Source organism: Allobaculum fili, from assembly GCF_020969955.1.
GTDB classification, from domain to species: Bacteria; Bacillota_I; Bacilli_A; order Erysipelotrichales; family Erysipelotrichaceae; genus Allobaculum; species Allobaculum fili.
In genome coordinates, this window is the sequence record NZ_JAHDSX010000008.1 from 34918 (window position 1) to 49741 (window position 14824).

10 protein-coding genes are annotated in these 14824 nt (G+C 50.4%); 4 read left to right on the plus strand and 6 right to left on the minus strand.

The annotated features are described in order from the left end of the window. Positions 1 to 20: 20 nt before the first annotated feature. Entirely contained in the window at positions 21 to 383 is a 363-nt protein-coding gene (locus tag Afil_RS03280) for a hypothetical protein (RefSeq protein ID WP_230267091.1), read from the minus strand. 951 nt (positions 384 to 1334) lie between these two features. On the opposite strand from Afil_RS03280, the gene Afil_RS03285 reads away from it, so the two are divergent. The 3 genes from Afil_RS03285 (at position 1335) to Afil_RS03295 (ending at position 6789) form a co-directional block, all read left to right on the plus strand. Further along, positions 1335 to 3587, plus strand: coding sequence for a glycoside hydrolase family 3 protein (locus Afil_RS03285; protein WP_230267092.1), 2253 nt, complete (start codon positions 1335 to 1337; stop codon positions 3585 to 3587). Between the two features lie 400 nt (positions 3588 to 3987). Continuing rightward, the gene (locus Afil_RS03290) at positions 3988 to 6129 is read left to right on the plus strand and encodes a tetratricopeptide repeat protein (protein WP_230267093.1); all 2142 of its coding nucleotides are present in this window, start codon (positions 3988 to 3990) and stop codon (positions 6127 to 6129) included. 240 nt (positions 6130 to 6369) lie between these two features. Then, positions 6370 to 6789, plus strand: coding sequence for a hypothetical protein (locus tag Afil_RS03295; protein WP_230267094.1), 420 nt, complete (start codon positions 6370 to 6372; stop codon positions 6787 to 6789). A 149-nt stretch (positions 6790 to 6938) separates the two neighbouring features. On the opposite strand, the gene Afil_RS03300 is transcribed toward Afil_RS03295, so the two are convergent. The 5 genes from Afil_RS03300 to Afil_RS03320 all read right to left on the minus strand — a co-directional run bounded on the left by Afil_RS03300 (position 6939) and on the right by Afil_RS03320 (position 12686). Further along, the gene (locus Afil_RS03300; protein ID WP_230267095.1) at positions 6939 to 8762 is read right to left on the minus strand and encodes a sensor histidine kinase; all 1824 of its coding nucleotides are present in this window, start codon (positions 8760 to 8762) and stop codon (positions 6939 to 6941) included. Beyond that, on the minus strand, positions 8759 to 9499 hold the full coding sequence (locus tag Afil_RS03305) for a winged helix-turn-helix domain-containing protein (protein ID WP_230267096.1): 741 nt from the start codon (positions 9497 to 9499) through the stop codon (positions 8759 to 8761). The genes Afil_RS03300 and Afil_RS03305 overlap by 4 nt, the downstream gene beginning before the upstream one ends. A 320-nt stretch (positions 9500 to 9819) precedes the next feature. Then, positions 9820 to 11568 carry a Na/Pi cotransporter family protein gene (locus tag Afil_RS03310; RefSeq protein ID WP_230267097.1) on the minus strand — a complete coding sequence of 583 codons (1749 nt, stop codon included), beginning with the start codon at positions 11566 to 11568 and terminating at the stop codon, positions 9820 to 9822. Between the two features lie 3 nt (positions 11569 to 11571). Beyond that, on the minus strand, positions 11572 to 11802 hold the full coding sequence (locus Afil_RS03315; protein WP_230267098.1) for a hypothetical protein: 231 nt from the start codon (positions 11800 to 11802) through the stop codon (positions 11572 to 11574). A gap of 245 nt (positions 11803 to 12047) precedes the next feature. Beyond that, positions 12048 to 12686, minus strand: coding sequence for a bifunctional 4-hydroxy-2-oxoglutarate aldolase/2-dehydro-3-deoxy-phosphogluconate aldolase (locus Afil_RS03320; protein ID WP_230267099.1), 639 nt, complete (start codon positions 12684 to 12686; stop codon positions 12048 to 12050). A 680-nt stretch (positions 12687 to 13366) separates the two neighbouring features. Between Afil_RS03320 and uxaC the strand changes: the two genes are divergently transcribed. Continuing rightward, positions 13367 to 14782, plus strand: coding sequence for a glucuronate isomerase (uxaC, locus tag Afil_RS03325; RefSeq protein WP_230267100.1), 1416 nt, complete (start codon positions 13367 to 13369; stop codon positions 14780 to 14782). The last annotated feature ends 42 nt before the right edge of the window (positions 14783 to 14824 follow it).

Consider the following 14824-nt stretch of genomic DNA (forward strand, 5'->3'; position numbering starts at 1 on the left):
TGTTGTTATGAGATTGTGAATTAAATTGTTTCAGATTGTGCTATCCCACCGTCAAACCATTTGAGTACAGAAAAAAACGGATCAAGGGAATTTTGCTGCGGGCATTCCTGGAGGGGATTCCCTTGTTTCCGTTTTGTCAACGAAGCCCCGGCTGCAGACCGGCTTTTGAAATCCTTCGAAAAAAGTCCAGTACCGCACCTGAAAAAATCCGTCTTCTGCAGGCGTGCAGAAGGCGGATTTGGCGTCTTTTCGCGAATTTTCGGGTTTGTGTTTCCTGTTGTGTATATTGCGGTTCCTGCGCACTTCCAAGCGTCTGCTGATATGGATTCCTGGCTTTTACAGTTTCCTGTTTCCCCTTTCATACAGGAGGCATTTTTTGCCATCGGACACAGCACCTCCCATTTTCTTCGAGAACTTATGATCGGAAAAAGGATATCCAGTCTCCTGAAGAAATGTCGCCGATTCCGTCTGGCTTTCCAGAATTCCCCTTTTGATCGGACATGCGTTCTGGGCCAAAAAAAGGAATACGAGCGTTGAATTTTATTTACTGTCTGCGGATTGGGATTGGATATCATCCGATCTCTTAAACAGTATTTTGAAATCCCGTTATTCGAATCGAACAAGTCCATTATTTTTTGTTCTATTGTTTCCCTGCTTACGACTGCCCGTTTACATGCTGCACAGGTCATCTTCCTTCTTTCGTCCTGCTTTCCACAAAGTCGGGCATGTGTCGAGCACATTGACTTTACGAAAAGAAAATGGCTCCGTTTGCTGATCTATATATAAGCAAAACGACTCGACTGCTTTTCCAAACAATTGAGCCGTTTCTGCAAGGTTGAACTATGTGAATCTCATGAGAAGTCCAGACCGGACTTCACTACGGAAATCGGTTTCTTTTTCCAGAACATTCGAATTGACATCCTGTCCGCTGTCTTTCCGCCTTCCGTTCTCTGACTTTCCAGTTCCGTCCCTTTGTGGAAAATCCGCAGCCGAAAATGGAAATTCGTTCGCGTTTTCCACTTGTAAAGACTTGCTCAAAACCTTGCATTTCTTGCTTCGAGCAGGCTTGCAAAAAGAGATTCTGCCCGTGAATGTCTACAATGAAAGCGAATCCGATGAATCAGTATTTTCTTGACATTCTCAGCTGTCTAGATCTCAGGAATCATTCATTTTTTCAGGGATTTTTCAGGCTGTACAGAACGTATATCGACGGCTTCTTTAGCTGTCTTTAATCTTCTGGCAGCTTTGTAAAACTCCGGATTCAGTTCTGGTCTTGCCAGAATAAAACTCTTCTGCAGCCCTTGCAGGAGAGCGGAAAGCGAGGAACAGTAAAAATGAAAGCAACAGAACAAATCAGAACTTTCCATAACGAAAACGGACCGGACATCACAACTGTCGATCAGCCGGTCATCGAATCCGAAGGACTTTTCTTTAAGGACGTTGACGGATCCGGCGAGCTCAAAGCCTTCTCCGACTGGCGTCTTGATCCGAAAACCCGTGCCAAAGCCCTCACCTATGCCATGAGCACTGAGGAAAAAATCGGCCAGATTTTCGTTACCAGCCGCAACCCGTACACGACCGAAGGGTACATGGGCCGTCCTGCCGGCGGTTCCGATGGGAAAAACCTCAGTGACGAAACCGGACTGCTCGATGAAAACATTCTCGAAAATGTATCCATTTTCGCCGGCTACCGTCTGCCAGGAACCACCGAGGCCGTACGTCAGGACAGAATGAGAAATTTCATCCTGCGTACGAACCCGACACCGGCACAGCTGACCGACTGGCTCAACCAGATGCAGAACAAGGCGGAAAACAACGAACACTTTATCCCGGTTCTGGTGACCACAAACTCCCGTAACGAAAACGGTAAAGTCGTATTCGGTATGAACGATTCCGTTGGTACGTTCCCGGCATGGCCTGGAACAATGGGTATTGCCGCTGCCGTACTTGGCACCGACAATACGGGCATCGCAAAAGAATTTGGCGAATCCATCCGCAAGGAATGGTACGCAGCCGGTCTGCGCAAAGGCTACATGTACATGGCTGACGTCGTTACCGATCCAAGATGGCAGCGTATTTACGGTACCTTTGGCGAAAATCCAGAACTGATCGAGTCCATCTTCGAAGAACTCGTACCTGCAGTTCAGGGATCCAAGGAAGGCGTTACCCAGGATGGCGTAGCGCTCACGATCAAGCACTGGCCAGGCGGCGGAGCTCGTGAAAACGGCTTCGACCCGCACTACAAAGAAGGTCAGTGGAACGTATACGCAACCGAAGGATCTCTCGAAAAGTACCACACAAAAGGATTTGGCCCAGCCATTCGCTACAACGCCGGCTCGATCATGCCTTACTACGCGAAGCCTTCTAAAGAGAAGAGCGCACCGCAGTACGGCAAGGACGGCAAGGAAATCCGCTGGATTCCTGTTGGCTTTGCGTTCAACGACTACATGATCAACGACCTGCTCAAAGATCAGCACGGCTTCAAAGGCTACATCAACTCCGACTCCGGTATCATCGACAACATGGGCTGGGGCGTAGAAGCTCTCGACCGTCCGGAACGTATTGCGCTGGCCATTAACAACGGCGTAGATATGATTTCCGAATCCTACGGCGTTTCCTACGCAAAAGAAGCGATGGAACGCGCGACAAACGGCTACTACGATACGCACCCGATCCCAGAAGGCTACACGATCGAACAGATCACTCTCGGTGAAGATGCACTGAACCGTGCCGTTGAAAAGACGCTCGAAGAAAAATTCGCGCTGGGCATGTTCGAAAACCCATACCGCGATCCGCAGGTATCCGAACAGGCCATCACCCACAGCAATGACTGGGACAAGGCGATGAACGTTCACCGTCAGTCTGTGGTTCTGCTCAAGAACACGAACAATACCCTTCCCGTTGTGGAAACCGAAGGCAAGCTGTTCTACATCGAAGGCTTCGACCAGACCGCTGAAGCCAGCGAAAAATGGACCGCAAGCCTGAGAGAAGAATTCGCTAAGGAAAACGTCACCCTTACGGATGACTATGCGAAAGCCGATTACGCGATTCTGATGGTTTCCCCGCAGTCCGGCAACTACTTCTCCGCAACCAAAGGTCTGCTCGAAATCGATCTTTGCGATGGCAAAGTTGTTGCTGACTTCAGCGAAGACGGCAAACCGCTCGAAACCACGCACGAAGAAACGACAGCTGCCGGCATCAACCTCATTCCGGCTGTTGCTGAAGCCGTTCATGCGCATGGCGGCAAAGTCATCGGCACGCTGAACATTTCCCTGCCCTGGATGCCGGGGAACCTCGAACCGTTCTGTGACGCTCTGCTCGCCGGATTCGATACATACACCAGCGCTTACCTCGATGTCATCTTCAACCGCTTCAGCCCGGTTGGCAAAATGCCGATCACGCTGCCGAAAAACGATGAAGTCATCGCAGTAAACAATGAAGGTGTCTGCATTTCCCACAACGACATCCCGGGTTATGCCAAAGACGAATTCATGCCGGAAGAACTCAAGGATGAAAACGGAAAAGCATACGCTTACCGTGATTCCGAAGGCAGCTACTACGAGTACGGATTCGGTCTGCGCTTCTAATTTCCTTTCTGCTTACGCGGCATACACGCTGTTTTGAGAATACCGGCTTTCCCTTCCAGACGGTCTGGAATCTCGATCGATCCTGTGCACGAGGAACAGCCCTTTAGCCGCTGACAAAACAAAGCACCAGATTTCCTTTCTCTGTCTCTGTTCAAGACTTTGCAGACCGGTTCTGCAGGTTGTGAATGGAAGACGGGACTGGATATCTGGTGCTTTTCTTTTTGATGAAATGAAAATTTCTGACTCTTTTGTTTTCTGGAAATGTGCAGATCGCTTTCCTCCGATTACAGGACAATTCTTAATCCTTTATTATCCATAAATGAACTGGCTTTATTTTTGATGGTTTATATCGGTATTCTTTTGTAAGAGAAAGCGCGCGGAATGGAGAAAGGATATTTTCATGAAATCGATTCAAAATTTTGTTTATTCGAGAGAGTACCGGCCAATGATTTATATTTCTGCGCATCCAGCAGATTTCCAGGCGCATTTTCAAAGCATCCGGCAAGATCTGTTTGATCTTACTCAATGTATTCTTTATTACGATCCAGATCCCGATCATCCCGAAGACCTTTCCCGTTTTGTCTCGGATCTTTCGCAGATGAATCTGATTATCCTGCCGATCACGCAGAAATTTTTACGTGAAGAAAGCTTTGCGCACGACTGGATTCTTCGGTTGATTGAAAAGCTGCACCTGCCCTTTCTTCCGATCTGTGCCGACCAGGACGTTTTTCCTTTTCTCCAGAAATATATTCCGGCTTTTCACGCCCTCGCCCGTTTTTGCGAAGATCCGAAAGAGCCGTCCTTTTTACAAAAGCTTCAGGACTATCTCAATACGCTTTTTCCTTCTTCCAGACAGATCCAGGATGTTCAGGCCGCTCTGTCTCAAAATCTGTGGATGCAAAATGTCGATACGGGCTGTTCCGATCCATTCAACGACTCCGGCGAAACTCTCTGCTATCGGTTTCCTGAGGCTGCCCGTTTCCTGTATTCAAAGTATTCGAACCTCCTTGCCAAAAGGACAGAAAGCCGCACCGCTGCACAGGAAACGATTCTATCTGATCCATTTCCGACCGCCTTTTTTTCGCTTCGTTTTCAGAAAAATCCGGGCTGGGAAATGCGGTGCTTCCCGTTTCTGAAACAGGACGCAATGCTCATCCCCGTCTGGCAGCTTACCCAGAAAAAGATGTTGGATGCAGATCCTTGCCGCATCTTTTGCCTGGAGGACTCTTTCGGTTTCCAGAACCAAAAGGAAAACGAAAGTCTCCATTTTCCTGTACTTAATCCGGCTGACCCCAAAAATCCCTTTACCGACAGCGCTCAGCAGCTTTACCGAACGGGTCTTGCCTGCATGAACGGAATTGGAAGACCGATCGACTATGAAAAAGGCATCGCCTGCCTTCAAAAAGCAGCTGAAATGAACCACACGAGTGCAATGGACGAAATGATTTTCCTTCATCTCTACGGAAAAGGCGTCCCGGCAAGTCTCAATGAGGCGATACAATGGGCCGAAAAACGAGTGGAGGTGCACCCCGACTATCCTTCCCATCTGCTTGCAGCCCGGCTTCGAACTGAAAAAGACCAGCTTCATGAAGCCGTTCTCCACGCACTGGATGCCCTCTCGTGTTTAGACTCCGCTAATCCGGATCCCCATTCCCGTTTTGTAGAAGATGATCCGGTCGTTCTGGAATGGAAGCAGAAGTCTTCCTGGCTTTTTCGTTTTATCGCCGAACTTTGCATGAGACAGAAGGATTTCTCCGTTTCGAAATATTACATCAATCAGTCGCTCGTACTGGATCAAGAAATCTTGAAGATCCGGGAGTCGAATGGGCAAAACAAGTCCATCTGGCCAGAGAATGCCGATTTGATCGTTCCAAATAACGAGGAAATGGATCGAATCCGGCAGCACTTGTGGGCGACATATCTCGCTTTAGGAGAAATTGCGCGCCAGAACGGCCGAAATCTGGAAGCCGAACGCAGCTATCGGCATGCGGATGAGCTTAGCGTCACTGTACTTGGACACGACAGTTCCTCTCTGGCTCTGTATCATTTTTCGTATGCTCAGGAATGTTTTGGCGACCTGTATTTTTACTGGGAGACGCTGTATGTCCAGCACCGTGAGGACATGCTGATCAAGGCGAAATCGTATTACGAGAACGCGCTTTCGAATTATCAGAGACTGCTCGAACATCGGATTTATCCCCGGTGCATGATGCTCCGTCGACTGCGTGCAGTTTTTCTTAAACTCAGCTGGATTTACAGGGACCAGGATCTTTTCATCGTGTCCGTGTATTTTGCGTACCGGGGGTTGCAGATGGCCAAATCCAATATGGAAGAATTTTGCAGTCTGAAAACCAGACAGGAATTTGCCTGTGCCTGTCTGCAGGCAGCCGAGGCCCAGGCGCTGTCTAAAAACTGGGATAAAGCCGAAGCGTATTATTCCAGGGCTTTGCGGATGTACGGCGAGCTTAAGGAAAACAGCCCCTCTTTGGATTTGCAGCGTTATGAAGCAGAAAGTCTCGCCGGACTGGGGGATGTCGTTTGAGCCCGCCAGAAAACAGAAGAAGCCATTGAACTGTACCAGAAGAGCTGCACGATTCTTCAGTCGCTTTATGGAGAAAACCGTACAGTGGAAGGCACCCGATCGCTCTGCATCCAGCTCGATCGTCTTGTCAAAGCGTGTTTGTCCTTGAACGATCTTGAACAGGCGCTGCGCATCAATCGGATTGCCCTGGATCAGGCGGAATGACTGAATCTGGGATCACAGATTTACGCGGACTGTTTTTTGTTTGACCGGATTACCTACCGGCAGGTCTGCATCGAAACCGATCTTCATCTGTATGAGCAGGCCGATGAACACGCCAGTCAGGCTCTCAGTCTCTTCGCGATGATGTATGACATCAATAAAACCTCCTTTCACTATTTTCAGGCCGGCAGGACATGGAATCTGCTCGCCAGAATTGCTCTTGAACAGGAGGAATATGCCGATGCGGAAGAGAACGCCTGGAACGCTCTGGTAATTTTGCTGGATGTTCGAAAGGAACTCGAATCCCAGGACCTGCTGTTCGATCTGGAGCAGTGTCTGAACGTTCTGAAAGTATGCGCCTGGCAGTCTGGAGACGGCTTTATGTACATAGTCTACAAAAACGGCATAGAGAAATTCAGACAGAAACGAATCGCACGAAAGAGAGATTCACTGGACTGAGCGATTCCGTCCGGCCAGCGTTTCTTCCCTGTTCCAGGCGGATTGCGCCCAGAATGCCGCTTCAAAAAAATCGAAAAACCGCCGCAAAAAAAGTTCTGCCCGTCGATTGCGAGGGACAGAACTTTTCTTCTGGTCTCAATTGTTCGGAATCAGTACAGAATGTCGTCTTCCGGCTTCCAGCGCGGAATTTCCACAAAGAAGCGGCTTCCCTTTCCCGGCTGGGAATCCAGACGAATCGTTCCGGAAAGCTTCTCGAGGGTATGTTTTACAATCGCCAGACCAAGACCGGTTCCCGTTTTCGATCGGGAAGGGTCGGCGGTAAAAAAGCGTTCAAAAATTCGATCCTGCAGACTTTCGTCAATGCCCGGCCCGTCATCGGCCACTTCGACCAGGGCGGTATTCGCGTCCAGTACGGATACGCAAACCTGAATATGCCCGTTTTCAAAGCCGTAGCGGATCGCGTTTTCCATCAGATTTTTCAGGATCCGTTCCAGATCTGTGCGGGTGGCGCAGACATCCACTGATGCACCGGTGCATTCGATCGTCATCGATTTCAGATCCGCTGCGCTTTTCAGATTTTCACTGATCTCTTTGGCCGCCCCATACAGATCGGATTTGGGATTGCCTTCTTTTCTTTCGTTTTCCAGCCGGGAAAGCGTAATGATGTCGCTGACCATTTCCGTCATACGACGGGATTCCTTAAGAATGTAGCCAAGGAATCTGGATTCGTCTTCCTTGCGGACCATGCCGCTGGCCAGAAGTTCTGCGCTTGAGGAAATCGTCTGCAGCGGCGTTTTGAGCTCATGCGTGACGTTGGCTGTAAACTCCTGACGGCGCATCGCTGCCTGCTGGCGGTCCGTAATATCCAGAGCGAGAACCATGGCGCCGATCACTTCCTGATTTTTCCAGATCGGCTGGGCTTCCAGCGAATAGATTTTTCCTTTTTTATGCCGAAGTTCCTTCAGGCTTTCTCCTGCCAGCGCGCACTGAATGAGCTGACGGAGCTGACGGCTGTGACCGTACAGATCAATACCGTCTTCCGTTTTCAGCCTTCCTTTCGGTTTGGCTTTCCCTTCGGCGGTCTGTTCTCCTGCCTGGGTGTACTGATCGTTTAAAGGATCAAGATTTTGAGCTGCTGCATACGCTACGTTTCCAGCCTTTGTTTTTTTTTCCTGCATGGGCAGAGCGAAAATCTCACGGGCTGCCTGATTGATCAGCGTTGCCCGTCCCGTTTTCCAGACCATGATCAGCCCTTCATCCATCGAATCGCTCAGCGCATCAAATTCCATCTGGCTTTCTTCGAGCGCGTCAATCTGCTCGGCAATTTGCCGGTTGTTTTCATCCAGACGTTCCAGAAGCGGACGAAGCTGTTCATACGGAATGTTTTCCAGCGGTTTCGCGGGATCGATGGCATTGATCGGGGTCACGATGTGCCGCGATAAAAGGCGAGCCAGAATATAGCTGAGAAGCAGCAGAAGTGGAATCAGAATCAGAACCGGCATGACCATCTGTCCAAAAAGCATGATCAGCGAGGAATGGGTCTGGGACAGCCGGAGAATTCTTCCGTTGGCCAGACGCATGGCTGCGTTGTACGTTTCCGTATTCGATGTCGAGGAGTGACGAATCGAAAATCCCTTGCCGCTTTCTCTGGCTTCGGCGATTTCTTCACGGTCCTTATGATTGCTCTCGTGGGCGATATTTAAGGAATCGTAGACGACTTCCCCGTCTGGATCGATCAGACACAGCCGCAGGTCGCCCTGGTTGAACAGCTCAAAATCTTCATCCAGAAGATCGATCTGTTCCTGCACGTCCGATCGGTTGAGTACCGAAGCGACCCGGGCGGTTTCGCTGTCGAGATTGCCGATCTGTTCGTCTACAAAGCCGCGATACATGATCCGTACCGAGATGAGAACCGCCAGAGAGAGCACGAGAAGACAGGCGCCGAAAATCGACTGAAAGATTTTGCGCGTCATGCGTCTTCCCTCATGCGATAGCCGATCCCGCGTACCGTTTCGATTCGATCGCCTTCCCAGAGCAGCTTGCTGCGAAGGGATCGAATGTGAACGTCCACCGTCCGCGTTTCGCCCGCAAAATCCGTTTTCCATACTTCATAAAGAAGATCGTCGCGGCTGAACGCTTTTCGCGGATGTTCCAGAAAAAGGGCGAGCAGATCAAATTCCTTGCGGGACAGCTCGAGTTCGATTTTCCTGTCTTCGCCTGGTTTTCCCTCCGCTTCCTTCTTTTCCAGCCACGCTTTATGACTCGAAGGATCGAGGCGGATATCCCCCAGCGCTAGAATCGAATTTTTCTTTTCGGCAGAACCCGCATTCTGACAGCGGCGCAGGACCGCTTTGATCCGGGCAACCATTTCCATCATTCCAAAGGGCTTGACCAGATAGTCGTCCGCTCCATATTCAAACGCTTTGACCTTGTCGCTTTCCCGCCCTTTGGCGGTCGTCATAATGACCGGAATCTGTGCGGTGTCCGGATTTTGGCGCAGCTGCTGCAAAATCGTCAGGCCATCGCTCTGCCATAACATGATGTCCAGCAGCACGAGATCCGGTTTTGTCTCGGCTTCGTTCATCGCCTGCCAGAACGCTGCGCCGTCTTCAAATCCCTCGGCGTCAAATCCGCAGGATTTCAGGGTGTAGATCAGAATATCTCGAATACTGGTTTCGTCTTCGACGCACCAAATACGGTTTTGTTCCATTTTTCCTCCTTTGCCCCGAAACAGGACGGGCTGTTCTGCATTCTTGCAGATCGAAAGCGTACAGATTTGCTTTGTATAAACACGGGTAGAGAGAAATCGCATTTGCGCGAATCCAGAACCGATCTATTTCTCAGTATAAAGCGTATGGTAAACGGCCATGGGCAGAGAGCCGTCCGGCTTTCCGTTGAGCGGGTTCATAACGTGCAAAAGCACTTTCCCAAAGGTGAGAAAGTGCAGAGAAACGGATCCAGTACGGCGTATTCTTTCAGATCCGATTCAGATATACGGTTTTATTCTTTGTGGAACCGGTTTATATGATTTCAGCGTTCGATGCGCACGAGGGCACAGGACGCCGGCGATGCGGAAGAAACCAGTCCAGCAGAATCTGCGCTCGCTCCGAGCTCCGGCTGACGATGCAGAGTATTCTGCCAGGCATCTTCATCGGCCAGACGCAGGGTACGCAGGGCGATCTGTTCGTAACACTCTGCAGCATCGAAGAACAGCCAGCTCGTTTCGGCATGTTCCTTATTTTTCTGTGCCCGCTGGAAATGGGCGCGCCGGCGTTCTTCGATATTGGACTGAATGGAAACCACTTCCTGCTGAACGCGCAAAATCGCTTCTTTCGCTTCAGGCGAAGTCTGCATACTCTTTTCCTGGCCGATCTGCAGCCGAAAGAGCGCTTCTTTACACAGTGTGGAGAGCGTATTGATATCTTCTTTCATCGATTCACTGAGGGCGTGATCGCCCAGAGAATCTTCTTTCATCGTACCGATCGCAATGCAGTTCATGGCAATCTGGTGCAGGTCTCTGGCGGAAAGCAGAATGCGCTGCAGCTGTTTCTGCTCGGATTCGTTCAGTGTCTGTAAATCGACGCCGCTGCAGTATTCCTTGACCTTGATGCAGTCGGCAAGAATTTTCGCACCCTTTTCGTGGAGCTTGCCGTTGTCTTTCGAATCGATCAGCACTTCCCGGGAAAGATCAATTAACGAGAGGCATTTGCCTTTCAGAACGTCGAGCTGGGCGAACAGAGCCTGAATCGCCGCATTCGGAATGGACTGCAGACGCGGATCGAGCAGAGCGGCGGAATGCTTTTTCTGGTGCTTGGCCGGATTGATCAGAATTTTGGAAAGTTCCACAAGCTGCTTTCGAAACGGAAACAGAATGGCCGTTACCGCCACGTTAAAGCCGGTATGGAACAGCGCAAGCGAAGACGAACTGACCCCGGCCATCATAAGCGACGGCTGGAACATGAAAAATACCACCGCGGCAGCGCCGACAATGAGTGCCCCGATCACGTTGAATTCGAGATGAATCATCGCGGCGCGCTTCGCGTTCGTATCGCCGGAAAGCGAAGAAAGCAGAGCGGTCACGCAGGTACCGATGTTCTGACCTAACGCGATAAATACGGCAGAACCCCAGTTGACCGCGCCGGCCATAGCCATCGTCTGCAAAATACCCATCGAAGCCGAAGAAGACTGAATGATGGCAGTAACGCCAACGCCGGCCAGAACGCCGAGCAGCGGATTCGATCCGAGCACTTCAAACACTTTGGTGAAAACCGGCGAATCGGCATAGGGCGTAATCGATCCGGACATCGACGAAAGCCCCAGAAACAAAATGCCAAAGCCGATCAGAATTTTGCTTCCGTCCTTAAGACGGCTCGATTTGACCGTCATAGAAAGAATGACACCGCTCATGAGCAGAATCGGGGCAATCATTTCCGGTTTGAGAAAGGAAGCCCACTCGCCCATCGAGACGATCCATCCGGTCATGGTCGTACCAATATTAGCGCCCATGATGACCGTGCACGCCTGGGTCAGCGACATCAGCGATGCGTTTACAAAACCGACGACCATAACCGTCGTTGCGGAAGAAGACTGAATGATGGCGGTCACGAGCGCGCCGGCCAGCAGACCCATCAGTGGATTTTTAGTCAGCGATTCGAGCAGGCGCCGGGTCTTGTCGCCCGCGGCTTTCTGCAGGCCTTCGCCCATCAGTTCCATTCCATACAGGAACATCCCCAGACCGCCCGCAAAGAGCAGCAGGGTCTTGATCATTTCTAAATTCATGAATTACACTCCTCGGTCCGCCCGCAGGGCGTCCTTATGACAAGGTAGCTTGCTTTGCGGCGCTCCTTTGTATACAGCACCGTCTGGTTTTTCCTTTTGCCGGCTCTGCGCGTTTTCGCGACAGAGGCGCTGAAGCCGGTCCTGCTTTTTTACGTTGCGATACAGAAGTTCAATGAGCAGAGCACAAAAGCCGATCACAGAAAAGACGACAAGCACGAAGATCATTTCTTTCACCTGGATCCCTCCTTGTACTCCCATAGTAAAAAATCCCCATTTTCGGCTCTATCTGCGTTTGGAAAAGCTTTTGTAAAATCTATGTAAACCCGTAAGCGTTGCGAAGCTGGTTTTTGGACAAAGAGAAAGCTGAGTCTTCCCTGCCTTTTGGCATAAAGAAAAAGACCTTTTCCGGAAATATGGATCCAGAAAAGGTCTTCGTGTTCTTATGGTTCGGTTTTGTATTTACAGGTCTGGTTTAAGGCTTACTTCTTGATTTCGTGGAATTTGTCAGCGGCTTTTTTGCAGAGGGCTTCGATTTCGTCGAATTTGCCTTCTTTGATCAGATCCGTTTTAACCATCCAGCTTCCGCCTACGCAGAAGATGCAGTCATCCTTGAGGTAGTCTTCCATGTTCTTTTCGTTGATTCCGCCAGACGGCATGAAACGCATCATGTTGAACGGAGCAGCGATGTTCTTGATCATTTTCAGACCGCCGGAAGCTTCAGCCGGGAAGAATTTTACTTCGCGCAGACCGAGTACGTAGCACTGCTGAATATCGGTCGGGGTGCAGGTTCCTGGGAGAACCGGTACGTTCTTTTCGATGCAGTATTTTACTACGTCTGCATCAAGCGCCGGGGATACGATGAACTGAGCACCAGCTTCGAGAGCTTCGTCAACCATAGCGGTTGTGAGAACGGTTCCGGCACCAACGAGCAGTTCCGGACATTCCTTGCGCATAACGGCAATGGAATCTTTAGCTGCTGCGGTACGGAAGGTTACTTCGGCAGCAGGCAGGCCGCCGGCCAGCAGAGTCTTGCCGAGGGGAGCGGCATCTTTTACATCTTCGAGTACGACAACAGGGATAATTCCGATCTGTTCAAATTTTTCAAACGTTGCATTCATATGGGTCACCTGATTCTTTCTTTATCCAACATCGACAGCCAGCATGGCAAATCACGCCTGCACCGGCTTCGAAAGCCTGTACTAAAAGCCTGTACTAATAGTACATCGTGAACGCGCATAACTTGCCTGATGTGATTGCCGGCTGTATTACGGGCATTGGCAATGTCTGTATTCTACTCATTTCCCTTTTGGAAATTCATCGCATTCTTTGCGTGATGCCTTGAAATTCTTGCGAGAGAAATCCGTGCCCCTTTCAGGCATTGAACGGCCCTTTTATTGTAAGTACCAGCAGACAGGGCAAAAAAACGCGCTTAAACGTACCCGTATGTATTGTTTTCCTCCTACGCAACGATTGCCGAATTTGTACAGACCGCTCGCTGCCGCGACAAAGGAAGGCAAAACGGGCCATGCGAAAATCGCGTCGATCCGTCAGAAGCCGCTTTGCAAAACGGATGATGTTTCGAATTTTTCCGTTTCCAGTGGACACGTTTTTCAAGAAAGCCTTTCCGAAACGCATTTCAAAAAGGCTTTCCAAACCGTTTTCTGCAGGATGCCCTCGCCGCTGCCGCTTGAAGCGATACACTCGCATCGAGAGATCTTATGTCTGAAGGTGCGGATCGTTTCAAGCGCAGCAAGGAATGCTGTACCCGATTTCGAATTACGAATTAAAGGAGTTCACTATGAAAAAATTTATGGATGAAGACTTCCTGCTGGAAACCCCGGAAGCCAGACATCTTTTCCATGACTTTGCCGAGCAGATGCCGGTTGTGGATTACCACTGCCACATCAATCCGCAGGAAATTTACGAAGACCGTCAGTTTGACAATATCGCTCAGGTATGGCTGGGCGGCGACCACTACAAATGGCGCCAGATGCGTTCCAACGGCATCGATGAAAAATTCATCACCGGCGACGCATCGGACTGGGAAAAATTCCTCGCCTACGCGAAAACTCTCGACAAGGCGATCGGCAATCCGCTCTACCACTGGTCTCACCTCGAACTTCAGCGCTTCTTTGGCTGCACAGGCGTACTGAGCGAAAAGACCGCGAAAGAGGTATGGGAGCTCTGCAACGAACAGCTCAAGAGCCCGGAAATGTCCGCACGCAACCTGATCAAGAAAGCGAACGTTACCCTGCTTTGCACGACCGACGATCCGATCGACGATCTCAAATGGCACAAGCTGATCAAGGAAGACGAAAGCTTTGACGTGCAGGTTCTTCCCGCCTGGAGACCGGACCGTGCCGTCAACATCAACAAGGATGACTTCAACAGCTACATCGATCAGCTAGCTGAAGTTTCCAAAATGGAAATCAAAACGTATGCCGATCTGAAAGAAGCGCTCTCCAAGCGTCTGGAATTCTTCGCTGCCAACGGCTGCTCCGTATCCGACCACGGTCTGGACTACGTAATGTATGCGCCGGCAAGTGAAGAAGAAGTGGAAGCGATCTTCGCGAAGAAACGAAACGGCGAAGCGCTCAGCACTCAGGAAGCGGATCAGTTCAAGACCGCTCTGGTTGCCGCTCTGGCCAAAGAATACAAAAACCGCGGCTGGGTGATGCAGCTGCACTACGGCTGCCTGCGCAACAACAACACCCCGATGTTTGAAAAGCTTGGCGCCGACACCGGTTACGACTGCATTTCCAACTACACCCCGGCCAGCCAGCTCACCAGTTTCCTCAACCATGTGGAATCCAACGGCGGCCTGCCCAAGACCATTCTTTACTCCCTCAATCCAGCCGATGATGAAATGATCGGCACCGTGATCGGCTGCTTCCAGAACAGCGATGCCATCGGCAAAATCCAGCAGGGTTCTGCATGGTGGTTCAACGACAACAAGAGCGGCATGATCAAGCAGATGACTGCCCTGGCCAACCTTGGTCTGCTTGGCAACTTCATCGGCATGCTCACCGACTCCCGCAGCTTCCTTTCCTACCCGCGTCATGAATACTTCCGCCGCATTCTTTGCAACCTCGTTGGCGGATGGGTAGAAAACGGCGAGTTCCCGGCAGACGATGATCTGCTTGCTCCGATCATCAAAGGCATCTCCTACAACAACACCCTTCGCTACTTCGGCTTCGATCTCGAACAGAAGTAATCAGAAGAAATCAAAGGGAGTTTTCGCTCCATCCAAACTGCA

Bases quoted from the DNA above. Each gene is read 5' to 3' on its own strand.
- Afil_RS03310 (WP_230267097.1), bottom strand. From the start codon at position 11,568: ATGAATTTAGAAATGATCAAGACCCTGCTGCTCTTTGCGGGCGGTCTG.
- Afil_RS03300 (WP_230267095.1), bottom strand. From the start codon at position 8,762: ATGACGCGCAAAATCTTTCAGTCGATTTTCGGCGCCTGTCTTCTCGTG.
- Afil_RS03320 (WP_230267099.1), bottom strand. From the start codon at position 12,686: ATGAATGCAACGTTTGAAAAATTTGAACAGATCGGAATTATCCCTGTT.
- Afil_RS03290 (WP_230267093.1), top strand. From the start codon at position 3,988: ATGAAATCGATTCAAAATTTTGTTTATTCGAGAGAGTACCGGCCAATG.
- uxaC (WP_230267100.1), top strand. From the start codon at position 13,367: ATGAAAAAATTTATGGATGAAGACTTCCTGCTGGAAACCCCGGAAGCC.
- Afil_RS03285 (WP_230267092.1), top strand. From the start codon at position 1,335: ATGAAAGCAACAGAACAAATCAGAACTTTCCATAACGAAAACGGACCG.
- Afil_RS03305 (WP_230267096.1), bottom strand. From the start codon at position 9,499: ATGGAACAAAACCGTATTTGGTGCGTCGAAGACGAAACCAGTATTCGA.
- Afil_RS03280 (WP_230267091.1), bottom strand. From the start codon at position 383: ATGGCAAAAAATGCCTCCTGTATGAAAGGGGAAACAGGAAACTGTAAA.